Annotated in this window: 25 protein-coding genes and 1 pseudogene; 7 read left to right on the top strand and 19 right to left on the bottom strand. The window is 49.0% G+C overall.

From position 1 onward, the window contains the following. The first annotated feature begins 331 nt into the window (after positions 1–331). Both OCY70_RS27115 and OCY70_RS27110 read left to right on the top strand, forming a co-directional pair. The gene (locus OCY70_RS27115; protein WP_213430950.1) at positions 332–943 is read left to right on the top strand and encodes a ParB/RepB/Spo0J family partition protein; all 612 of its coding nucleotides are present in this window, start codon (positions 332–334) and stop codon (positions 941–943) included. A 259-nt stretch (positions 944–1202) separates the two neighbouring features. Further along, positions 1203–2120 (top strand): tyrosine-type recombinase/integrase, encoded by a 918-nt coding sequence (locus OCY70_RS27110; RefSeq protein ID WP_213430949.1) that lies wholly within the window; start codon positions 1203–1205, stop codon positions 2118–2120. 87 nt (positions 2121–2207) lie between these two features. On the opposite strand, the gene OCY70_RS27105 is transcribed toward OCY70_RS27110, so the two are convergent. The 3 genes from OCY70_RS27105 to OCY70_RS27095 all read right to left on the bottom strand — a co-directional run bounded on the left by OCY70_RS27105 (position 2208) and on the right by OCY70_RS27095 (position 3332). Next, positions 2208–2399, bottom strand: coding sequence for a hypothetical protein (locus OCY70_RS27105; protein WP_213430948.1), 192 nt, complete (start codon positions 2397–2399; stop codon positions 2208–2210). A 76-nt stretch (positions 2400–2475) separates the two neighbouring features. Then, complete coding sequence (locus tag OCY70_RS27100; RefSeq protein ID WP_261945223.1) at positions 2476–2913, bottom strand: DUF6042 family protein; 438 nt, start codon at positions 2911–2913, stop codon at positions 2476–2478. Positions 2914–3014: 101 nt separating this feature from the next. Then, a complete protein-coding gene (locus OCY70_RS27095) occupies positions 3015–3332 on the bottom strand; it encodes a hypothetical protein (protein WP_213430946.1) in 318 nt (105 codons plus the stop codon). A 148-nt stretch (positions 3333–3480) separates the two neighbouring features. On the opposite strand from OCY70_RS27095, the gene OCY70_RS27090 reads away from it, so the two are divergent. The 4 genes from OCY70_RS27090 to OCY70_RS27075 all read left to right on the top strand — a co-directional run bounded on the left by OCY70_RS27090 (position 3481) and on the right by OCY70_RS27075 (position 5704). After that, the gene (locus OCY70_RS27090; protein WP_213430945.1) at positions 3481–3849 is read left to right on the top strand and encodes a helix-turn-helix domain-containing protein; all 369 of its coding nucleotides are present in this window, start codon (positions 3481–3483) and stop codon (positions 3847–3849) included. Between the two features lie 413 nt (positions 3850–4262). Next, positions 4263–4514, top strand: coding sequence for a helix-turn-helix domain-containing protein (locus tag OCY70_RS27085; protein WP_213430944.1), 252 nt, complete (start codon positions 4263–4265; stop codon positions 4512–4514). A 15-nt stretch (positions 4515–4529) separates the two neighbouring features. Beyond that, positions 4530–4964: an N-terminal phage integrase SAM-like domain-containing protein gene (locus OCY70_RS27080; RefSeq protein WP_249725605.1), complete on the top strand. Its 435-nt coding sequence runs from the start codon at positions 4530–4532 to the stop codon at positions 4962–4964. A gap of 50 nt (positions 4965–5014) precedes the next feature. Continuing rightward, positions 5015–5704 carry a site-specific integrase gene (locus OCY70_RS27075; protein WP_249725604.1) on the top strand — a complete coding sequence of 230 codons (690 nt, stop codon included), beginning with the start codon at positions 5015–5017 and terminating at the stop codon, positions 5702–5704. A gap of 480 nt (positions 5705–6184) precedes the next feature. Here the strand turns inward: OCY70_RS27075 and OCY70_RS27070 are convergent, their stop codons facing one another. From OCY70_RS27070 to OCY70_RS27010, 14 genes and pseudogenes are all read right to left on the bottom strand, one after another. Beyond that, on the bottom strand, positions 6185–6859 hold the full coding sequence (locus OCY70_RS27070) for a nuclease-related domain-containing protein (RefSeq protein WP_213430943.1): 675 nt from the start codon (positions 6857–6859) through the stop codon (positions 6185–6187). 35 nt (positions 6860–6894) lie between these two features. Then, a pseudogene (locus OCY70_RS27065) lies at positions 6895–7765 on the bottom strand (phosphorothioated DNA-binding restriction endonuclease). Then, entirely contained in the window at positions 7762–8715 is a 954-nt protein-coding gene (locus OCY70_RS27060; protein WP_373871534.1) for a DNA/RNA helicase domain-containing protein, read from the bottom strand. The pseudogene OCY70_RS27065 and the gene OCY70_RS27060 overlap by 4 nt, the downstream one beginning before the upstream one ends. After that, positions 8666–8926 carry a DNA/RNA helicase domain-containing protein gene (locus OCY70_RS36335; protein ID WP_373871533.1) on the bottom strand — a complete coding sequence of 87 codons (261 nt, stop codon included), beginning with the start codon at positions 8924–8926 and terminating at the stop codon, positions 8666–8668. Before OCY70_RS36335 ends, OCY70_RS27060 begins: the two co-directional genes overlap by 50 nt. An 85-nt stretch (positions 8927–9011) precedes the next feature. Beyond that, a complete protein-coding gene (locus OCY70_RS27055) occupies positions 9012–9527 on the bottom strand; it encodes a hypothetical protein (protein WP_213430940.1) in 516 nt (171 codons plus the stop codon). A gap of 218 nt (positions 9528–9745) precedes the next feature. Then, positions 9746–10936 carry an IS4 family transposase gene (locus OCY70_RS27050; protein ID WP_261944552.1) on the bottom strand — a complete coding sequence of 397 codons (1191 nt, stop codon included), beginning with the start codon at positions 10934–10936 and terminating at the stop codon, positions 9746–9748. Between the two features lie 178 nt (positions 10937–11114). Further along, entirely contained in the window at positions 11115–11933 is an 819-nt protein-coding gene (locus OCY70_RS27045; RefSeq protein ID WP_249725697.1) for an HNH endonuclease, read from the bottom strand. Beyond that, on the bottom strand, positions 11930–12322 hold the full coding sequence (gene mutT / locus OCY70_RS27040; protein ID WP_261945222.1) for an 8-oxo-dGTP diphosphatase MutT: 393 nt from the start codon (positions 12320–12322) through the stop codon (positions 11930–11932). The genes OCY70_RS27045 and mutT overlap by 4 nt, the downstream gene beginning before the upstream one ends. 73 nt (positions 12323–12395) lie before the next feature. After that, positions 12396–13913, bottom strand: a complete 1518-nt coding sequence (locus tag OCY70_RS27035) for an IS5 family transposase (RefSeq protein WP_261945221.1) — start codon at positions 13911–13913, stop codon at positions 12396–12398. 500 nt (positions 13914–14413) lie between these two features. Then, positions 14414–15178 carry a hypothetical protein gene (locus OCY70_RS27030; RefSeq protein WP_213428963.1) on the bottom strand — a complete coding sequence of 255 codons (765 nt, stop codon included), beginning with the start codon at positions 15176–15178 and terminating at the stop codon, positions 14414–14416. 303 nt (positions 15179–15481) lie between these two features. Further along, positions 15482–17044, bottom strand: a complete 1563-nt coding sequence (gene rlmD, locus OCY70_RS27025; protein WP_213428962.1) for a 23S rRNA (uracil(1939)-C(5))-methyltransferase RlmD — start codon at positions 17042–17044, stop codon at positions 15482–15484. Positions 17045–17968: 924 nt separating this feature from the next. Further along, complete coding sequence (locus tag OCY70_RS27020) at positions 17969–18883, bottom strand: diacylglycerol kinase (RefSeq protein WP_213428960.1); 915 nt, start codon at positions 18881–18883, stop codon at positions 17969–17971. Positions 18884–19100: 217 nt separating this feature from the next. Then, complete coding sequence (locus OCY70_RS27015; protein ID WP_213428959.1) at positions 19101–20054, bottom strand: sirohydrochlorin chelatase; 954 nt, start codon at positions 20052–20054, stop codon at positions 19101–19103. A gap of 3 nt (positions 20055–20057) precedes the next feature. Beyond that, a complete protein-coding gene (locus OCY70_RS27010; protein WP_006678246.1) occupies positions 20058–20348 on the bottom strand; it encodes a YerC/YecD family TrpR-related protein in 291 nt (96 codons plus the stop codon). A gap of 298 nt (positions 20349–20646) precedes the next feature. On the opposite strand from OCY70_RS27010, the gene OCY70_RS27005 reads away from it, so the two are divergent. Next, on the top strand, positions 20647–21291 hold the full coding sequence (locus OCY70_RS27005) for an oligopeptidase (RefSeq protein ID WP_213428958.1): 645 nt from the start codon (positions 20647–20649) through the stop codon (positions 21289–21291). Between the two features lie 96 nt (positions 21292–21387). On the opposite strand, the gene OCY70_RS27000 is transcribed toward OCY70_RS27005, so the two are convergent. Together OCY70_RS27000 and OCY70_RS26995 are read right to left on the bottom strand one after the other, a co-directional pair. Then, a complete protein-coding gene (locus OCY70_RS27000) occupies positions 21388–22389 on the bottom strand; it encodes an inorganic phosphate transporter (protein ID WP_213428957.1) in 1002 nt (333 codons plus the stop codon). A gap of 97 nt (positions 22390–22486) precedes the next feature. After that, complete coding sequence (locus OCY70_RS26995; RefSeq protein ID WP_261945219.1) at positions 22487–23098, bottom strand: DUF47 domain-containing protein; 612 nt, start codon at positions 23096–23098, stop codon at positions 22487–22489. Between the last annotated feature and the right edge of the window lie 12 nt (positions 23099–23110).

Raw genomic sequence — 23110 nt, 5'->3', positions numbered from 1 at the left:
GCGGAGAAACCGAGGGATCTGACTACAAGTCGCCCATCCGGGCTGATCAATCCTCAGGAGTTGAGATTCTTATTCTCAGCAGCTTAGACCTTAGGCATGACTGACTTAAGGCTGGCGCTCACACTCACCTACTACTCATTTATAGATGCTCTTAGAAAACCCGCTTCTTACAAACAGAAATGAGATGGAACTCACTCATTGCTTTTAAACCCTTATCCCGCTTCTGTTTGTAGAGCTTTATATAGATTATAGCGAGTGAGAATCTACGAGGATCGTTGATTCTTCCTAATGCCACAGGTATGTCCAAAAATAAAGGAGGTAAGAACAAACCATGAGTCAAACGCATGAAATTAGAAAGGTTGACGACTTGCTGCCACACCCGCTGTACCCATTGTACTACCCTGAAATTGTCAATGTTACTATCCAACGATTTATTACATTATTTCAGCAGTCAAATTACATCAGCCCGATCATCGTTACGGAAGAAAATGTCATTCCCGATGGACATCATCGACATTTGGCAGCCAAACGAATGGGTATCGAAACCGTACCAGTGACGGTTAAGAAGGTTACCGAGAAAGAAGCAATCATCCTGTTAACAACATACAATTGCGCAAGAAACAATATTACGGAGGAGTTGTTATTTTTAGCAAAGCGGATTAAAGCAGCGCTTGATTATCACGATATTAAACCAGGTCCGAGAAACTGCCCCGAGGGCACAAATGTAACTGCCAAAGATATCGCCAAAATGTTCAATATAGCTCCCAGAACAATGTATAGATATTTAAGTCTTCTTGAAGTCATTCCAGAGCTGCAGTATAAACACAAGATTAACGAGGTCGGAATCAAGTCAATTGAAAAGATCGCAAATACTCTGGACGAGGAACAGCAAAAAAACTGTATTTACAAACTATTGACTGTAAATTGGATGAAGCTAAGGTAGCGCAGCTTATTACATCTATACAGGATGATAGAGCCCTGGATCCTGAAGCATCAGTTTCGACCTCCCAAAAGGTTACCGATATAAAATCAAAAGTAAAAAAGGAAGCAGAAAAAAATCTGAAAAAACTTCATGAAAAGGTTATTCTCCACCCTCACATTTTTATTGAAAGTCCCACATTTATTCATTTACTTTTGTCTCAGTTGGAGAACATCAAGCGCGAATTGGAGGTGCTCAACCGTGGGTAAATCTACACCTGTAGTTGAGGTCGAGAAGACCTTCAGAGCATGTTCGCCCGTTAAGCTACGAAACCCGCGCCCGCTACAAAATTTCGTCTCTGGTTTTCGCTAATTATGTGAGTAAAAAATTCAAACTGCAGAACATCCGCAACATTTCCGATAAGCATCTCGCTTCATTCGTTATCGATCGTCAAAGAAATGGTATCTCACCAAAAACCATCAAGAATGATCTAAGTGCGGTCCGGTACCTTCATTCAAAGATCGATTCACCACGCTTTCAGCTTTCGGAAAATGAGGAGCTCTTCGAACAATATGAAATTGTTATTGATCCAACAACAGCCCAAGGAAACCGGGCGTGGACGAATGAAGAATACGCCAACTTCTTTAATCTTGCCGTCCTAGCCGGAAGACAAGACATTGCAGATGCTGCCGTAATGTGCAGGTATATGGGGTTACGCATCACCGAAGCCGTGGCCGTTAAACGGTCACAAGCCGAGTATGCACTTCGAACAGGATATTATAAGGTTGGGTCTGAAGCTAAGAATGGAAAGGAACGGACGATTCCCCTTTCCGATGAGGCCAGGAGCATGCTTCTACAACGCCTTCCCTTTATTCAACGGGTGGATAAGTTATTCATTAACGAAAATCAAAGTACCCATAACGTTGTTCAGGGCTTCGAAGCGTTTCTAGCGAGAGTAAGAGGGAAAATTGAGAGCAAAGAAGGGGTTACGAAGAGAACATACAAAAAAGGCCCGAAAACTGTTATTAAAAGCTTAACTTGGCATGGGCTACGTTATTCCTATATCCAGGATAGGATAAGACAGCTGCTAAAGGAAGGCTTATCCGACGACGAATTAAAACAGTTACTCTCTAAAGAAATCGGACATGAAAGAACAACCGTCATAGATATTTATGCCGGGAAGAATTTCTCCCACACTTAATTAATATCTATTGTTCAAGCAAGCGGGAGGGGGGCGATTAGCCCCCCCTCCCGCTTCTACTATCACCGCTAACCGGTTCATTGTGACTTAATCGATAATTATATCAACACAGTGCTCTGGATCAGGCTTATTGAGCATTCTTGTGATTCTTAACGCCTGGTTCATCCCCTTCATTTGACCTTTGATGAACTCGCTGTTCGGCTCTTGCTCGAGCTCCTTTTGGAGCTCGCTTATATACTCTTCGAAGTAGTTTATTAGCACATCAAGTTCTTTTTCCACCCGTATCTGCCCCCTTGTGTCCACTGCTCAGCTATTATCACCAAACTATATTCCCAAGTACCTCTCCATTTTTTTGTTAAAGATTACTTTTAAGCACCGTATCAACATGACTTAATGGCCTAATGATTAAATCGTAGCGTAGTTGCCCGTTTGTCTCGTCTGTAGATACTAGTGCAAGTCCCAGATCCAAATAAAGCTGCACAACATCCCCGACGTTCCGTGGATATTGATGACCATTTATCTTCAACCTCTCCCTAACTTTAACCTCCCTGGCAATAAGCATAGCCCTCTCGTGTTTATCCCGAATAACTTCCAAATTGCTCTCTTCATGCATTAAGAAAGTATCAGCTTTCACCTTTCCATCTAGATATATCAAAAGTTCCTCTAAGCCTAGTCCTCTCGCTACTGCATCGCTATAATACGGTAATAACGTAATGCAGGGCATAGGGAGCCAGGCTCCCCAGCCTAATTCATGAAATTTTGCCGGAAACACGGATTGTCCGGGAGGAATCATTCCTAGATCTGAAAGATCCCTGACAGTAATGGGACCGCCGGTAATATAGTTTAAAGCTTTAGTTTCAAATTAAGACATGCCTATCCCCCTTATCTTGTTGGTTACAAAACGAATTGCCAAAGGTTAAGTGCGGAATGAAATGAATCAGCTATTGCGAATCTAGTCTCGACCTTTTGGTCGTCGTTATTTGGAATTCCGTAAGATACCCCAACGACCCTTTGTACATTACCGACCTCATCCACTAACTCTGTTAAACCATTATCCGTCTGACGAATAACAAAGCGGCGAATAACCTGCCCGTTCCATAGCTCCAACAGAAATTGACCAGGCCCATTGGTGGAAAGCTGGCGAAAGCGATAAATCGTTCTTACATCTTCCTCACTAATTAAGACAACAGTCTGTATTTCTTTTTTGTCCATTTCGAAAATCTCCCTATCCCAAAATTCGAAGCTTTTAAGCCTACTCCCTATAATAAAATTAGACACCGGACTTACAAGGTCCATATAAGTTTCATCAGAATTACTTGAACCTTATTGGACTCACTAACAATTTATTAAGGAGGGGCATATGGACACGTTAAGAATCACCATTGGAGAAAAAATACGGGATATTCGCAAGAGGAAAGGCTTGACGCAGCAGCAGTTGGCCGATAAAGCTCAACTTATGTACCAATACATTGGCGCAGTGGAGCGCGGCACCAGAAACATAACCCTAGACTCTCTTGCCAAAATCATAGCTGCCCTAGATGTAGATCTAGACAGTATTCTTCCTCTCGATGAAGGAACACGAGACAACTTGAAAAGTAACGAAAAAAATGACGGCACCATTCTATGGAGGCATCATCAATTATTAAAAAGCCGCTCAATTCGCGAAGTAGAAACTTTACACAGAATAACAAAAGAAATTTTCAGCCTAATACCGGATAGAAAAGTTTAAGCGAAAGTGATGCCTTGATAAACATGGCAAATGTCTCTTAATATTAATTTATACCATTTAGTTTTCACTTTTTACTTTATTCCTGCCACACGGATGGGAATCATTCTGATTCTTTAAATTTCTGCTTTAAAACTTAATTGGCTTAACATGCCCAAAAGACGAAAGCCCTTTTCAGGTAGAAAGCTCTATTCCTACTGAAGAGGGCTTTTTTCGTCGTCCTTTTCAGACACTGAACAAAACATATAGCCGGGTTCCCCCATCAGTCGATCGGCGGCTTTCGAATATGGGAACGTAAATACATGATTGGAGGTTGATACGATTGTAAACCAGATCGAACACATCCTAAAAAAGGGTATCTCGAAAATTGCTTACCAAACATAGAAGTCTTACTCTCTAATCAAGGAGGTTTTCATATGCAAGAAACTACACTTCAACAAAACACTCATCTTATCCCAGCGGCAAAACGTAACACGCTAACCTTAAAGGAAGCATGGGAAGAAGTCTTTGAATGCACCATTTCGAAAGACAAGCTGTATGCGCTCTGTAGACAACGTCGCTTGCCCCATATCCGCATAGGGTCCAAACTGCTCTTCAGACGTGACACGCTCCTTGCCTGGTTTCAAGAGCAACAGGGTATTAACTATAATTCAGCGGAAAATCAATAAGGGGAGGGGTCTTATATGGCAAGTTTGCAAAAGCGGGGCAATGATTCTTGGCTGCTAGTCGTTGAGGCTGGAGGGCACGGCCACAGGGTGCGAAGGACCAAGACCGTGTCTGCTAAGGGCGTTCGCGAGGCCCGAAAGCTTCTTGCGGAATTTCAGACAGAAGTGGAAAGCGGCGCATATATTGCTCCCGAAAAGATGACTTTCGCTGACTTTGTAGAAGAGTGGAAAGAGAAATACGCCGTTCATGAGTTAAGGCAAAAAACTCTAGACATCTATTTAAGGTTTCTTAAAAACCGCATCCTTCCTGTCTTTGGCCATATGCGTTTGGATAAAATACAAACTTTCCATATCGTAAACTTCATCCAGATTTGGGGAAAGACGGGCAACGCCAAGATGGAAAGCCTGGCCAGCTTTCCCCCGGTACTGTACAGTACACACACCGTGTTTTGAAGAACATCTTCTCGAGGGCAGTCGATTGGCGATTGGTACGCGACAACCCAATGACCGGAGTCAAACATCCTAAAGTAACTCGTAGAGAGCTTGAAGTTTACGATGAAGATGAAGTTGTTCGGCTATTCGAAGCCCTAGAAAATGAGCCCATGAAGTGGCGCATAATGATTTTACTTGCCATCACAACTGCTTTAAGAAGAGGCGAGCTAGTTGGTTCGGAGTGGAAAAATGTGGATATAAAGGATGGCGTTATTGAAGTAAAGCAAACCATTTCTTATTCCAAGAATGGCCACAGAATTATTACTGAGCCTAAGACACACAAGTCCAAACGTAAAGTGAGCCTTTCTGACACAGTTACCGAACATCTAAAGGAGTATTACCTAGAGGAAAGAAAGAAACGGCTGGCATTGGGGGATGCTTGGAAAGGCGGGGACCACTTTTTCGTTTTTTCGAATGATGAAGGCAATGCTTACTACCCTGAAACCCCGTACTTGTGGTTTCGCAATTTCCTAAAGAAGAACGGCTTTAAGTACATTCGCTTCCACGATCTTAGACATACAAGCGCGACCCTATTAATAAACATGGGTGTTCATGCGAAATTGATCTCGGAACGCCTTGGCCACAGCAGCATTTCCACGACCATGAACGTATACGGCCACGCTTTACAAAAAGCCGACAAAGAAGCTGCGAACAAGCTTGACTCCATCGTCCCGCGTAAGAAGGAAAAGAAGAATGGATAAATAGCGACCGTGCTGGGTTCATCCAGTACGGTCTTTATATTTGCCATACTACCGACTTAAAAAGGAAAAAAGCGTTCAACCCATCGCCATAAAGGTTGACCGCCTTACGATGGACACGCTTTTTCCTAGTGATCTCTCCGTGATCAGTTAGCCCTAAGATAGATCTAAAACGGTCTGGCACCCGTTTCATCTATTTTACAACAACCACATTCCATCAACAACTAACCTAGAAACGCCCGGCTGGCCGCCAAGTTCAAAAATCTACTGACCGTCTTATAACCGAATCCCCAGCTTTAAAATGATATTTTTTTACCAATAGCAGGCCAGTCATGTTGGTGTATTACTTATCCCTATGGCTTATCCGGTTAGCACTAAGTTGTACTTTATCGATTCCCGAGTCGCAAGAGAATTGAAGTCGTCTACGAAGAGTAATAGCTATGTTCTAATACGTCATACCTTATCCCATCGCCACCAAGGGAGCTACTTGCTCTTTATTTTCTCAACATGTTGCCTCCTGATCTCCGGATCCGCAATATTTGCAAGACGTATCGTTTCGTGAATACACGAAACATCCTCGGCATTAAATGTAGGTGCTGATTCTGCTTTCAACCTAGTCAACTTCCGCCCGATGAATTCAGATAACTCCACATCATAGACGACCAGTTCGTCAGAATGGATCTTCCTAAGCTCAGGATCAATACTAAAGCGGCAACGCATTGTGAAGGAAACCAGGGAGATGAATTTCAAGTCAGGATATGCTAGCAAGATCGCCGTCAGCGCTTTAATATGTCCATAGTTCTGCATGAGCGGGTTATACATTCTGAACCGATTACTTACCGTCCATTGCTTGTCTGTTCGGGCTCCCTTAATCTCCCCGTTGTAGTTCTTCGTTTCAATAACGAACAGCCCGTATGGAGTCACAACCACATGATCAATTTGCGAGTATCCCGTTCGAGACCTGGGGTTGGGAATCATCAGATCCGCCAGGTGCATGCAATCCTTGGGAAGCTGGTCCAATTGTATGTTGATCTTATGTTCACCCAGCTCACCAATGCGTGTTGATTCTACTTTAGGCTTACTGGGTTGTCGTTTCGGCGACGGTGACGACGATTTCTTCGGTTCCGTCTTGAATAATCCGACTAGCTTCTTAAACATGTGGCTCTCCCTCTCCTTGACAACGACTCATATATTCAACCAATAACATACCTGGCTGGCCCACGAAATACCTCACGCATATGCCAATGCAAGAAGTTCTCCCCGGCCACATACTCCGGACGAATGGGGGAACGTATTACCGTTCCATGATAGCGCATTAACCAATCGTAAAACCCCTGCGTACCATTCGCTGTTTCCGCAACCAATAGCTGTCGTTCCGGAGAAATCGTAAAGACCCTTCTGTCAAACAGCTTATGGTGTAACGAACACAACGCGATTCCGTTCTCCTCCCGGTCTGGGCCGCCCGATTGATGCCATTGGATATGTGCTGCTTCCACTGCCACTAATTCATGTCCCAGTCGAACATTGAACCCACACACTGCACAGCAATATTCATATGCGATCAGTATCCGTTCACGGAAACGCGGGTCCCTAGGCTTCTTCCTGTATACAACTGAATCCAAACCTACACGTTGGAGGATATCCTCATGCAGAGTCTCCGCAAAGTGCCCTTCCAGCAAAATTGTCGCCAATTCAAAAACGAGCATTCGATCGGCTTGCAACAGTCTAAGCACTTCATCGGTAAAACCCCCCGTTACCTCGGCCTGCAGCAACCTCCTATCATTCGGCGACGGCATATCTGCCACCGGATCGATCTCCCAGATTCCATCCCGCTGCAGACGGACGAACGGCTCCTCCGGGTGGTATGATTTCCGAACCGGGCCCAACTCCTTCAGAAGCTGCGTCAACTCGATGCGTATCTCCTCGTAAAATGCTTAGCTTCTTACCATTGTAGAACTGTCCCAGCGCATATAAGATCAAGAGGGGTTTATGCGGTGCTCGCTCGCCGTTCTTCTTCCATATATTCAAATTTGAGATTCTTGCTTTCAAATCATCGGCGTTCATTCGGCACCTCGATATAGCTCTTCCAAGCCGGCGCGTAGCAGCAACTCATACTTCTTATCTAAAGCTCTGTCGTCCGGAATATACACAATAAACCCATCACGCCCTCGTGTTAAAAGAACTCTATAGCTGTTCAATCGTATCTGATGTGGATCTTTGCACCGGGATTTCCCCTCGAATCGCTTCCAACCACCGTTACCCCATATAAGATCCTCGCCCCAACATACGATCGGCATATCAAGCTCTAATCCCTGACAGAAAAACTCGGTAACCACCGTATCAAGCTGACAGCAAGAATCCTTACTTCCAACAGGCTCATTGTACCAGGGCCCTACTTTTAATGACTTCGTGGTCTGATACGAATTATCCAACCCGAACCGCGGGAGAATACTCGATTTTGACGAGCAGACTAGACCATATCGTTTGATGTTGTTATCTTCATATCTTTTTCGACAGTAGTTCTTCGCGCGAACAAGGTCTCTCGTGACGTACATCTTAAAGCCTTGCTTGTGTATCCTTTCACTAAGTTGGGTTGCTTCCGTAATGTTTCGATCAAGCAGGCTAGCTACCCATTTCGAAACATCATCTGCCAAATGCGAACGAAGCGATACATTTAAGTCCAGCTTTTCAAAAGTTCTCACTTCGCAAATATCCTTAAAAATAGGTTCAAGCTTTGGTGAGCAAACGACCAACCATTCCTTAGTTCCTGCTTTAATAGCATCCTTCCACTGAGCGATACCCGCTTCTTCGCCATTATGTATCTCTTGGCCTTCTCCAACAAGGCCAAGCATCACAGACCAATCCGGTATCCTCTCAGCGATCTCGATAATCAGGTCAGGCTCGGATTTATTTACATTGTGCTTCTCAAGAACCTGATTTTTATCCCATAGTCGTTGCACTTCATCAAATACGGTAATATGCCTCTCTGGGTACACCACGTTTATGGATCCCATACTCCTTAACGTAATTCCTGAGCGAACTAACGAAGGTTTTATTTTGGAGAGCATGCTGTAATACTTCAACCAAAGGTCCGTTTGCTGATAAAAACACAGAGCTTTGATCCATGCCATTGTGAGTTTTATGAACGAAGTCAAGGCCTAACAGCGTTTTTCCCGCTCCAGGTACACCCGTTACTAAAGCCAGCAACCTTTTTCCCGTTCGCATTGCATCTTCACTAATATCTATTAAGGCAGCTACCGCTTCAGGGATCCCCGCACTATTCGCTTTACGTATGTATGGTAAGTCCTCATTATTCTATATGGCTTGGGCAGCACTTACTAAGGATGGTAAAGGTAGATATTGACCAGCAAGCCAATCCTCTAATTTGATTTACTTGACGAACAGCAAGATGAGGTTCAATAAGCTCTGCGAGTTTATCGGGCGTACAAGCAATAACATCATCAAATTCGCGATGTTTCCCACTCGCCTTCGTGGGCACAAGATAGGGAATTACCTCTAATTCATGAGAGGCACTATGGTAATTCTTCAAGTCTCGTGCATATGAGGATACCTGGTCTACATCTGCTCGCGTAATGCCACTTTTCATTTTGTACTCTAGTACGAACAACCGGTTGCCTGAAAGCAAGAGAACGTCAGGCCTTCTTCCACCTTCTCTAGGCAGCTGATACTCAAAAATAATATTGCAATCATACTTGGAGCACACATTAAAGAATGGGAGGCTTTTGATATAGCAATCGTCCCACGCATCCATTTGTTCCTTACTTGGGGCATCACCAACCATAACGATGTAGTTATCTTGCATCATGGTAAGCCACTCAGCCTTCGTTATGCTTAATAGTTGCGAAATCGGTCCAGCATAGCACTAGCGTTGCATCGAGCGGTTAGTTCATAATCTAATTTCAATTAACATCAATATATGATATATATTTACATTTGCGATGTCCGCGCTAAGTCTAAAAAAGTCGAGCTGGAAACAGACCCTACGCGTTATCCATTATATGTAAAAATCGTTTTCGTTTGTCATTACGTCACAATCAGTCTCGGTTTCATCGACTTTGTTGCCTTTTTCGGACGTCTCCCATTTCGCTTTGGTCGACCTCTAGATGTTCGAGTCGGCTTGCGGTTGAGTGCAGCGATCAAATTTTCCCATGGTTTTTCCGCATAGATGCGAATCAACTGGAGGAGGTCCCATGTCGACTTTTTACAGTCCAGTGTTAATTTAATCAGCAAACAGAGAGCATACGCGATTAAAGCAATATACATTTGGTTCCAAATCGCTTCGGCCGTATAACCGTGGGGTTTTACCAATCGAATATGCTGCTTGACCCATTTAAAAAACAACTCAATATGCCAGCGATTTCGATAAATCTCGGCAATTTGATGTGCGGATAAGTCAAATCGATTCGTTACAATTCGATAGGTACGCCCTTGGTCATCCTTAAACTCAATCAAACGCAGAACCGCTGGCAGCTCCGGCATCGTCACATCAGCATCAAGGATAAACCCATTCTGCCTTTTGGGGAGGTCTCTTTTTCTGATGATCGTTAACCGGCTCTTTTGCTTGACGCGGCAAACAAATTTAATCTTATCCTCTACCCATTTCTGAAAATGGTCGTATACCTGGTATCCTCGGTCCATCACGTAGGTCGCATCTTTATCCACTGTAAATTCCAACACGACTTCATGATCGGCTACATCTTTGGTTGAAGCGACGATCTTGTCTGGATACATCGTTTTGGAGTCCGCAACGACCAAGGAGGTGTGCATCTTCACGCCATGGCTACTTTTGGAACAATAGGACCATTTCGCGAGAATGGGAGGTAGTGTAATTCCCGATGAATCGATTAGCTTGAGTTTCCCAATACCAGGCGTAATGCCGCGTTTCCCTTTTGTAAGTTGCTTGATTCGATCAATGAGCGAGAAAAAGAGCGTCTGAAGATACTCCATAGGCAGCCGTTTCAGCTTCCGCGATAGTTGAGAAGCGCTTATGCTCTTGAGACCCAGAAGATCTTGAAATTCAGGATTAGCCGCTACATGCTCTGACATGACTTTGTATGAGTCTCGTTGCTGAAGCTGTGCCTCTACAAATAAGAGTGTCGAAGAGCCGACAAACAGCTTTTGGGCCCGGTAATCCAATGACTCGTGTCGAGTAGAATGGACATGTAACCATTTTAGGCATTGACAAATGACGTTATGATTCGGTACGTTATCCATAAGAAATCTCCTTTGTTGAGGCGTTTTATGGATAACGTTAGGGTAACTCAACAATAGGAGATTTCTTTATTTTTGTCCATGAATATAGTTCAATAAGTTACAAATATAGAGACTTATGGGATAGAAATTTTCGTAAAAAGATTGATGCAACGCTAGTGCCAGCATAGCCGCAATTCAATCACTCCACCTGCTTCTTTGCTTGGATACGTAACTTCTCTATGTCAGACGGTAGATTCAATATATGCATTCTCCTATGACAGTTAGGGCACAGGGCCACGGTATTTTCGATCGTATCGCTGCCACCATTGGATATCCAATCAATATGATGACATTCTAAATACGGCACACCTTCTTTGTTCACAAAAGGAGCCTTCTGCTCGGATAACTGACAGATCCCATTCGCCCTTCGCTTAGCATATTCCGCTACAAAGGCATCTTGTATGAACACGTTAGTCGTGGTTTTTCGACTGCTCACTTTGTCACTTTCATTTTGCTCAGCCCGTTTTTTCAGTTCTAGTAATGATAGTCTTTCAGCTGCCTTCTCCTTATCCCTCATGTATTTCATGAGTGACGCTTCAGGAATCGCCTGCGACCTAACACGTAATTGAAGAGGGAACATCCAGACCTTCCGAGGAACCCCATCATCGCCTTTCTGAATTTCCTGATAAGGCTTGTCCGCGAGACCACGATAGATGTATTCCGTAGGCACCAATACTTCGAACAAATGGACGGTTACCCCGTTCCGATCAGACTCAGATAGAGTCTTGTTCTGCATGAAAAATAGATCCTGGTCCCCGTTCTTCCCCATGCCAGTATAATGGAGAATGTCCCCATACCACTTATCGTCGTATAGACCCTTGGTATGGTCCGAAATGATAATCAAAGAATTCGTGGCCTTGGAACGGCGCATTCCCCCCATATTTCCACATTGAAATTCAGCGATAATATCCGCGTGGGTAACCGTTTGTTCAACTTCAAACTTGCAAGTATAACTCATTTATAATCCTCCACTACCTTCTCAGCTATCGGGACATCTGCTGGTAATAGGTCGTATTCTAGTAAATCTTTGATCTTAATCCATTTATATCCATCAAGCACAGACAACGAGATTTCACCTTTAACCATTGTGCAATAATATGCTATCAAGTTAACACTAAAGGCCTCATAATTATGGGTTACTTCGGTACAAAAATCCCCGACAGCTACATCAATATTTAGTTCTTCTTTCAACTCCCTTGCAACACATTCTTGCGGCGTTTCACAAGACTCTAGTTTCCCACCCGGGAACTCCCACCCACCGGCAAAATTCTCTTTCGAAGCACGTCTTGTGATTAGTACTTTGTCCTTGTCGATAATAACGCCTGCGGAGACTTTTATGGTTTTCAAGCGATCACCTCTTATGCTTTCGGCAGTATCTGCTATATCTAAAATTATCTTGAATTGTTCTTGCTCCCCAACGTCAACGTCTATGTAGGGCTTGCTGAACATATTGCCTTTTAGGCCACAGAGGCTGACGGCACAGATTCAGCAGCAGTCTGAAAATCGGCAAAAAGAGAACGCGCAGCTTGCGTTCGAGATTCATAACAAGCAGTTGCAGAGCAATGACCGTTTCGCTTGTCTCTCGAAGGCGTGCTCGAATACGCCCCAGTCCGTAGGAGCGTTTGCCTTCTCCGAATTTTCCTTCGATCGCGTTACGCGTTGAAGCATCCTGTCTGGCCTGGTTCCGATCGGGTTCCGCTTCTTTCTTCGGACGTCCTAAGTTTGGACCACTCAGACGAATGCCGTGCTCCTTACAATAGCGAAGGTTCTCCCGGTTTCGGTAGATTTGGTCGGCTAGAATGGCTTCCGGATAACACCCATATCGCTGGACGAACGACTCCACGGAAGCTTTCAGTGTCATGCTTTCGTTGAAGTTATCCCAGGACAGCTTCTCCATCCGAGCGTAACCATCCACCAGACTGATCGCCAGCTTTGCTCCAAACTCGACGGGAGCATTCACTTTCCCGCGGACAATCGGCCGTACATGCGGTTGGGAAAGACTGACGATTCGATCTTCCACCGAGTGTGTCCGTTTGTCGTACATCTCTTGCTGTTGACGATACAGCTCGGAAATGACGAGCAATTGCCGATACTGCTGCGAACCCAGTTGATTCAAGCTGCTTTTCGCTGCCAGCATTTCGATGATGCCAAGATTACGCGAAACATAACGAAGCTGTTTGCCAACCGCTTTCCGGATGGCTTTGGCACCCGTTCGCCGTTTCTTGGCGATCTCGAGGTAGCGTTTGCGGGCGGTTTGACGATACGTTCTCGGTTTCTTGGCCTTCCTGACGAAAGGCTCGTGCAGAACATCGATGATCGCTTCGAGTTTTTCCCGCGCCTCGTTCAATAATTTCAAATCGGTCGGATACGAGATGTCGGCCGGTGCGCAGGTCGCGTCGAGCATCAAGGTGCCTTTGTTGCATGGTTTCTCTTTGCTTTTGCCGTCTTCATTAACGGATGTTCCATCAGAGCCATGGCCGCTGCCTGGAGGATCTTGAGGATCGCTCTTGTTTTGTTCCTGCTTCTTTCGCTCTGCGTCCTCTTCCAAAATCCAATCGTTGATTCGTTCAATGACATCCGCACCCAATCGCTTGCGGAAATGGGTCAACAGCGAGTGATGGAACGGAGGCTTATCTTGGAACGCCGGCAGCCCAAGGAAGTACTGGTAGTACGGATTTTCGGCGATCTGCTGGACCGTCTCTCGATCATCGAGCTGCATACGTTCCTGAATGTACAGCGCTCCCAAAGCCATACGAACAGACAAAGGGATCTGACCGCGCATTGATTTCTTGAACGACTTCGCGTAGAGTTCTTCTGCCCGCCACCACGGGATGATAGCGGCCAGTTGCACCCAACGGTTCTCCTTATTTAATTTACCGCCAAACGGCAAGTAGAAATCTTCGAACAACTGAAGCTGGCTTTCGGTTCTACGATACATGTCGGCTCACTCCACGTGCACGATTTTTTGCAAGAAATTCGCATTCTCCTTGCATTTTATTTCGAGTTAGAGTCCAGAAATCCTTGTAAAACCTTTGAAAAATGATTGTTCAGCAAGCCCTATGTAATTTTTTATATTAAAAACACAAACCTCCATTGATGACTCTCGTGGGGTAGGAGAAAGTTGTAGACGTAAGAATAATTCCAAGTTGTATCCCCGGCGATACAGAAGGTCCGATAAAAATCGTATCGGACCTTTCACTAACCATCATTCCGTTAGAAGTAACACTTAACCATCATACCACCAAGAGATTTGTTATCATTCCTGATAACACTCTGACGAACCCCTGCGGTTTTGTTTGGGCAGGGGTTCAAAAAAGCGGACCGTGGTTCGGCAAATCGACAATTCGCCACCGATTATGCAGAGGATGTTTGTGTGTATAGTGGAGGTGCCATAAGAGAATCCGTCTAATTATGAATACGTATTACAGACCTGATTGGCTAAATTTTGTTGGTTTCAATTGCTTGTCTGGTAATCAAGGAGAGTGTATCAACAAATCTATCAATCTCTTCAAGAATTTCTTCAAAACTGTAGCTCCTTCCTCCAATCATATAAGACTCCTGTGTATGCCCAACTGCATTTCTAAGCCAAGAATAAATAGTTTCCTTGAAGTTAGCTCCTTTTCTGGTAGTAATACGGTCTAAGGTGGAATTATACCAAGATGTTATTCTAATAAAATCATCCACTTGTTTTTGATTATCAGCTTCTAAAGCAAGTTGCATTAAACTGTATAGAAGCATAAACCGGGCTATTGGATCAGCTATTTGAAGAACATTTCGGTATAAGCGCTTATATACATTACTATTTCGATTTTGAACAGCTACGCATATTTGGTTGAGTAATAATTCTTCGTCGGGCTTTGTTAACGTTACTGGTTCAATTATTATTCCCTGATGTGTAGCAGGTTGTCTATTTCCATTTAAATATAATCCCAAAAAATGCGGGTGATGTAGTTTTATTCCGTACGAAAATGATAGCTCGTCTTCAATAATAGCAAGTAACATATTGCATTTTTGTTTAAGTTGGGCCTGACTATGTATAGTAGCATTATCCCTCAATTCAAATTTGAGGTTAAGGTGAAAATGTCCCCTCATACTACTTATATTTATCTTTTCAATCCATTCATCATTAGGGTCAAACTCAATACTTGAAACCATAAGAAGGTTAGTCGGGGTTAAGGAATATTCAAGATAGTTTTTATTCATGGCTCCTCCTTATGTATGACTTATTCATTCAGCAAAAATAACTTGCTGACATAATAATGATGAAAAATGTATTGAACCCCTGTCCAACACCTTTATCGTGGTATTGTATGGACATGGGTTCAATTCTTCCGAAAGGAGTCGGCCCCAGTCGCAATAATTGAAAAACGCCCAATTCAGGAATTAGGCATCTTCTATTAATCTATTATTTTCGTCAACAATCAGTCAACTCTACTATTTCAAAGCTTCTGTTTCGCAATTTCGTCCCATCTGTACTACTCTCCAACCCGCTCCACTACTGCATTTTCAGCTCTCTGTACCATCTCTCACTAACAAAGCTACCGATTCTACGTGCACGGTCTGCGGAAACATATCCACCGGCTGCACCTCGGCGACAGTATACCCGCCATCCGCAAGCACCCGCAAATCCCTGGCCAACGTCGACGGATTGCAGGAGACGTACACGATCCGGTCAGGGCGCATCGCCAGCATCGTATCCAGCAGCGCGGGGTCGCACCCTTTGCGCGGCGGATCGACGACGATGACATCCGGCGTCAGGCCGCGCTCCTTCCACTGCGGGATGACCTCTTCGGCGGCGCCGACGGCGAATTCCGCGTTCGTAATCCCATTCAGCTCCGCGTTGCGGCGCGCATCGGCGATCGCTTCCTCCACAATCTCGACGCCAAGCACCCGCTTCGCGCGCTGCGCCAGGAACAGCGAGATTGTCCCGATGCCGCAGTAGGCGTCGATGACGGTCTCTTGCCCGCTGAGGCCGGCATACTCCACCGCCTTCTCGTACAGCACTTCCGTTTGTACCGGATTCACCTGGTAGAACGAACGCGCCGATATTTTGAACGCGATGTCCCCGATATAATCCGTAATATACTCCGAGCCCCAAAGGACGCGAGTCTTGTCCCCCACAATCACGTTTGTGCGCTTCATGTTGATGTTCTGGCAGATGCTCGTCAACTGCGGCAGCGCTTCAACCAGATCGGACACAAGCTCCGCTTCATGCGGGAGCTTCTCTCCGTTCGTCACGAGCGTAATCATCTGCTCGCCCGTAAGGAAGCCGACGCGCATAATCGCATGGCGAAGGAGGCCCGTATGCGCCTCTTCGTTGTACGGCGCAATGCCATACTTGCGGGCAATCCGCTTCACGGCGCGCATGGCCTCATCATTCCGCTCATGCTGAAGCAAGCTTACATCCGTATCGATAATCCGGTGGCTCGCCTTGGCGAAATACCCGCCAATCAGCTCGCCCGTCCGCGGGTCGGCCCCGATAGGCATCTGACTTTTGTTGCGGTAGCGCCAAGGATGCTCCATCCCGATGACCGGCAGCACCTTAATCGGCGGCTGCCCGTCTGCGCCTCCGGTCTCGGCTCCATGCTCCACCTGGAACTTGCCGATCCGCTCCAGCACATCGACGACATGCTGCCGCTTCCAGCGCAGCTGCTCGCCATATTCCAGATGCTGGAGCTGGCAGCCGCCGTACGCATTCGCCGGATGCTCCAGTTCCACCCGATGCGGACTATCGATAAGCCGCTCCAATACTTTGGCATAGCCGTACTGCTTCTTCACCTTCAGCACGAGCGCCCGAACCTGCTCGCCCGGCAGCGCCCCGCTGACGAACAGCGTGAAGCCGTCCACCCGGCCGACGCCTTCGCCGTCATGGGTTAGCCCCATAATATCGAGCACGACCTCGTCATTCTTGCTTACCGGAGCCGAAGCGGATGGCTGTCCCGTCCGGCCGCGCTTCTTTGCCGCGGCCCCCTCCGCCGCTCGCGCCCCGACCGGTCTCGCCTTAGCCGCTGCTGCGGTTCCCCGATGTTTCCGGCGATCCGTCCCGTTGCCTAGCTTTTTTCCTGTCACTACAACATCCTCCGCTCTCTCGCTTTCTCTACCTCTATGTCAAAAAGATGCTCTCGTTTTGCCTTCCACCAAGCCCGATCTTGCTAGCTTGCCTAAGAATGATGAACCTTTCACAGACCTAGCCTGATTTCTCTATGGCTCCAGCATGTTTTGGAGCTACTTTCCAAGACACGGCTTCCCCAAATTTCGTGAACCCTGCTTAGAGAGCCATAGCAGAAATTACCGTCGAAACTCCCGTGCATACGATGCACCAATTTCCTTCTATTTCCCTTGAATAGCTTCAAAAATCCTGCAAAAGTACAGTTCTCCCGCCGAGCCCTCTACTGAAAAAAAAGAATCCTGCAAATATACATCAATCTAACTCAATTACGGCCCAATTTCGATTTTCCCATCAAAAAACTGCATCCTGGCAGCAATTCTACAAAATAGGCGTGAAAAAGCATGAAATTACTGTATATTCGCAGGATTCCCACAATTAACCGGAGTACTTTCCTTCAAACAAGTGCAGCAGCCCGCCGTATCGCAACAGACATCAATCGCCGCAACCTTTCCCAGCATGTCCATCTTATCAAAAAAAGACCTGGCCCCGCCTCACCGGCAGCAGGCCAAGCCCTCCAGCTTCCGCAACGCATACGCACGCCCCGGCCGAGGCCATAACACGGCCGCAACGCCATACGCCGCAGCCGCGCCCATGCCAGAGGCCGTAACGTAATCGGCTACAGCCAGTTCACAATGCCGCAGCCGGGAGCACAACGCCATAGCCTAACAACGCCAGCCAAGGCCGCAACAATGGCCGCAACGCAACAGCCTTCGTCGCAGCCGGGACCGCTGCATGGCCGCAGCAAGGGCCGCGTCGGCGCTTGCGACACGGGCTGCTTCCCCCACCCTCCTGGGGCAAGCGCACACAAGCGCGGGATGCCGTTCTTACCCTTGGGCAGGCAGTTCTTCCGGAACGTCGGCAAATATGCGCAAATGCGACGGAAGCACCTGGAACGTCCCCGGCAGCAGCCCGCCGTATTCGCCGTCCAGATTGAGCTGCACCGTGTCCGGCGACGTGACCGTCACCCGCTTCGACTGGACGTGGATAATGAGCGGATCGAGAATATGATCGCCCCGCAGCGCCATCCCCGCCACGCGGATGAACTCCGCCAGATTGCATTTCTTCAGCATGATGACATCGAACAGGCCGTCATCGATGCGCGCCCCCGGCGCCAGCTTCTCGAAGCCGCCGACCGAGTTCGTATTCGCAATCAGGAACAGCATGAACTCCTCATGGAACACGCCGTGGCCGTCCACCTCGACGCGCAGCTCCGTCGGCCGCAGGCTCGTCATCTTTTCCAGGCCCTTCATGTAATAAGCCAACTGCCCGATCATCGTCTTCAGCTTGCTGGGCACCTCATAAGTCAGCTCGGTCAGCGACCCGCCGCCCGCAATATTGATGAAATACGTGTCATTCGCCTGACCCAGATCGATCACTCGCGTCTTCTGCCGGGTAATAATCGAGCAGGCGTCCTCCCAATGGCGGGGGATGCCCAGCGCACGGGCGAAATCATTCGTCGTGCCGAGCGGAATAATGCCGAGCGGCGGCCGTGACGGCTTGCCGGCCATCCCGTTGATGACCTCGTTCAGCGTGCCGTCCCCGCCGGCGGCGATGATCATGTCATAGCCCCGGCCGATCGCATCTGCCGCGCTGGCCGTCGCATCGCCCGCGCCTTCCGTCGCATGCGCCGTCGCCTCGATGCCGGCGGAATCCAGCCTATGCAGAATGTCCGCCAGCCGCTTCTTCCCTTCCTCCCGCCCGGAAGTCGGGTTATAGATTAACCTTGCTTTTTTTATCATTCCTTAAGTCACCCGTTTGCATTCTATTCCCATTCCGGCGCCATGCCTGTTCCGCAGCTCCCTGATCCCGGGCACCTTCACAGATTGACTTCTTACTTGATTATACTATGGAAAAACCAACATATCACTGTGAAATGCGCCGTCGAGCATCTTCCCGATCATGCCTGAGCCGCCTGACCTTGCCCTAGCCCCGCCGCTAGCGTCCGGCCTCCACTTATCAGCCGTCCTCCGCCCTCATCCCGGCCAGCAGCCGCTCCCCCTCGCGGGAGAGCCATTCCACCAAGGCCGGATGCGGCAGCAGCGGCCGCCCGTCATAGAGCGCCGCCACATCGCCGAGCCGCTCGGGAATGACGCGCGCCGTGAAATAGCCGGTGCTGAGGAACACCGGCACCACCGCCACACGGCGCTCCCGGCGGCCGATTCCCGCCCGGGCCGCGGCCTCGGCAAGCGCCGCGCGCGCCGCCAGCGTGCGGTCGCCCGCCAGCAGGCCGGGCCCCGCATCGGCGGGCAACACCGCCAGCGCCTGCTGCAGCTTGCGCGCCGCCTCGGCGATGTCCTCGCAGCAGAGCAGCGCGTGGGACGCCGCCGCGCAGGCGCCGCGCTGCACGAGCTGCCGCGCCAGGCGGCGCAGGCTCGCGTGCCAGCGCCCCGCGAACGGCTCGTGCCGGCTGCCGTGCGCCACGAGCAGCGCCGCGTCGCCCGCGCCGGCGCCGAGGCCGTGCAAGCGGTCCTCCACCATGCGGAAGAGGACCGAGCCCGCCTCGGCCTCGCCATCCGGGCCCGCATCGCCCGGCCCGTCCCCGCCGCCAGGCGCGGCGAACAAGGCCGCCCCGTCCAGCGGGCGGCCGTAGCGCACCTGCGCGCGCAGACGGAACGGCGCCAGCTTCGTGCCGGCGAGCGGCGCCGAAGTGACGCCGAGCGCATAGGCGATCTCATTGACATGCGCGCTTCCGCCCGATACGAACAAAGGGATGACGCCAATGGCATCCACCCCTTGCGCCTCCAGCTCATCGATGCCGTCCTGAATCGTCCGCCCCGGCACGCATTCCAAAAAAGAAGAAGCGATCGGCACCCCTTCCGGCCACGCCGCCTGCGCCATCGCTTCATCTACCAGTGTAACCCAAGAACCGTCGGGAGAACCGTGGCTAATCACCAACAGGCCCGAGCGCATCGCTTAGCGCCCCAGACGTTCCAGCGTCATTTTATAACCGTCATTGCCGTAATTCAAGCAACGCTTCACGCGGGAGATCGTCGCCGTGCTCGCGCCCGTCTCCGCCTCAATCTGATTATAAGTGCAGCCCTTGCCCAACATCCGGGCGACCTCCAGCCGCTGGGATAAGGATTGGATTTCATTCACCGTGCACAGATCATCAAAGAAAATATAACACTCTTCCAGCGATTCCAGCGTCAAAATCGCTTCAAACAGCTGGTCGATCGATTTATCATTCAATTTCTTCAATTGCAACCTTATCCACTCCTACTTCTTCGCATGTAATTTCATTGTACTGCCTTTACATCGCCTTTTCAAGCGTTACCGTGTTCGTGCTTTAATGAATAAAGGCATTCATAACAGCGCTTACATGAAGGATTGGGCGTCCACCCACGGGCGATCGTCCACACGTGTTGTTCGCCTACCACATACTGTATAGTAACCTATCCCCAATTACAATCCAAAAAATGACGATCGTGCAAAAAGTCATACATCCAATCTCCAGCCGTCTTTTTAACACGCATGATGATTTTATGAAAAAGGTCGTGATGAGATGAAAGTTCCTCACCGCAATGGGCGGCCTGGCATGCCGGATCAGGTGGAGCTGATGTCGGTGCCCCGCATGCGCGGACCCCATGCGACGCATTCCGCATCTCCCCTGGCCAGGGAGAGGGCTGCCCGGATTCAGGCCGGGGCCCGGACCCGCCCCGCCGGCAGGACCATGAACACCCGCAGCTACAACGGCCTGCCTTCCGGAGTGCCGGAAGGATACCCGGAGCTGTCCGGGTATGCGCCTTACCCGGCGCAAGCGCCAATCGTCCCGTTCAATGCCGTCGCCGAGACGCCGATCGAGACGGCCGTTCAGCCGGAGAAGAAGCTGCTGGGCAACTTCTCCATGGGCGATCTCAAATCGATGATCGACCGGCTCGGAGGCATCGACGGCATCGTCGAAACGATGGGCAAGGTGCAGAAGATCATGAGCAGCGTCCAGCAGCTTATGCCGGTAGCCAAAATGTTCATGGGGACCCTTATGCCCGGCAAAGGAGGTGGCAAAAAGCTGAGCACCGCGGATGACGGTGACTACGAAGCCGCACCGCGCAGACGACGGAGATATTCGGGCGGCAGCCCCCGATCGGGAAGCGGCAACCGCCGAAGATCGACGGCCCGCCGCACAGGCAGCGCCTCACGTAAAAGGTAGCCCCGCACCGCGAACGGCACTCGTCAAAACAGACAGGAAGCATAGCTCCCAGGCACATCAAAAAGCCGACTCCACCGAGCCGGCTTTTTCCCCTTTTTAATAGAACAAAAAGTCAATCATTTTGAGGACCAACATCGATAATCCCGCGCAGATCGGAATCGTAATGAACCAGGTCACCACGATGCGCCCGGCCACGCCCCACTTGACCGCCGAGAACCGCTTCGCAGAGCCTACCCCCAGAATGGCGGAGGTAATCGCATGCGTAGTGCTGATTGGCAGATGCGTAAGCGTAGCGGACATGATGACGGATGCAGCCGACAAATCCGCGGCAAAGCCGTTGATAGGCTCGATCTTGAATATCTTCGTGCCCATCGTTTTAATAATCTTCCAGCCCCCGATCGAGGTGCCGAGAGCCATCGCGGTGGCAGCCGCGAGCTTGACCCAGGTCTGAACCTCCATCTCCTGCTGCAGGCCGGCGGCGACCAGGGCGAACGTAATAATCCCCATCGCCTTCTGGGCATCGTTCGTGCCGTGCGTGAACGATTGGAACGCGGCCGTAATGATCTGGCAGGTGCGGAACCCTTTATTCACGGTATGCGGACTGCGCCTGCCGAAAATCCATTTCAATATCGTCATGACGATGTAACCGACAATGAATGCGATAATCGGCGAGATGATAAGACCGATAACAATGCTGTTGAAGCCGCTCAGATTGAGCTTGTCGGCCCCGGCGCCCGCGAATACCGCTCCGGCCAGCGCGCCGATGAGCGCGTGCGAGGACGAAGACGGAATCCCGAACCACCAGGTGACCAAGTTCCAAATAATCGCCGCGATAAGCGTGGCGGTAACAATCTCTAGCCCGTTGTCGAGCTGCGCCGGATCGGCGATGCTTCCCCCGATCGTCTTCGCGACCCCGGTGAAGGTCAACGCGCCGGCGAAGTTCATCACCGCAGCCATTAGAATGGCCACGCGCGGGGGCAAGGCCCGCGTCGAGACCGACGTGGCGATCGCGTTCGCCGTGTCGTGGAAGCCATTGATGAAGTCGAACGCCAGGGCCAGGAAGATCACGATCCCGATGACCCAAAAATTAACATCCATTCCCATTTATTCACGATTGCACAGAGCCGGCAGCCGGATGCGTCCGCGCAATCCCCAACCTCCTTCGTACCTTAGCTTGCCTATGCTACGACAGTTATCAGGAATTCCGCATGACGATCGATTCGAGCTGATTCGCCACATCCTCGCAGCTGTCGGTCGTCTGCTCCAACCGCTCATAAATGTCTTTGCGCTTGATCAATTCTATTGGATCGGTCACATCCGCGAACAGAGCCCGGATGCCGCGGCGGTAAATATCGTCAGCCGCATTTTCCAGCTCGTTGACGCGAATATTGTGCTCGCGAATAGCCAAAAGTTTCTTTTCCGAGAGCAAGCGGATAGACTTCTGAATCTCATAGGCGCTGCGCTTGATGACATCGGCGAATAATACGACGATCTCGTCCCGTTCAAGCAATTGGTACATGTCGAAACGCGAAGCGCTGGCCTCCATGCCGTCCAGAACATCATCCAGCGCCGTCGTCAGCGCCATGATGTCTTCCCGCTCGATCGGCGTAATGAACACCTTATTGAGCTCCGTCAAAATGGTGTGGGTATAAACGTCGCATTTGCTTTCCAGTTCCTTCATTTCCTTCGTGAACGATAAGACATCCTGCAGATCTTCTACCCCGTTTGCGAACGTTTCCGCTGCCTGGACGAGCGTATCCGCCATATTTTGCAGCGTTTCGAAAAACACGTCCTTTTTCTTGAACATTCCGCGATCTCC

Source organism: Paenibacillus melissococcoides, from assembly GCA_944800085.1.
Taxonomy (GTDB): Bacteria; Bacillota; Bacilli; order Paenibacillales; family Paenibacillaceae; genus Paenibacillus_B; species Paenibacillus_B melissococcoides.
This window is presented reverse-complemented; position numbering and strand designations above follow the sequence as displayed.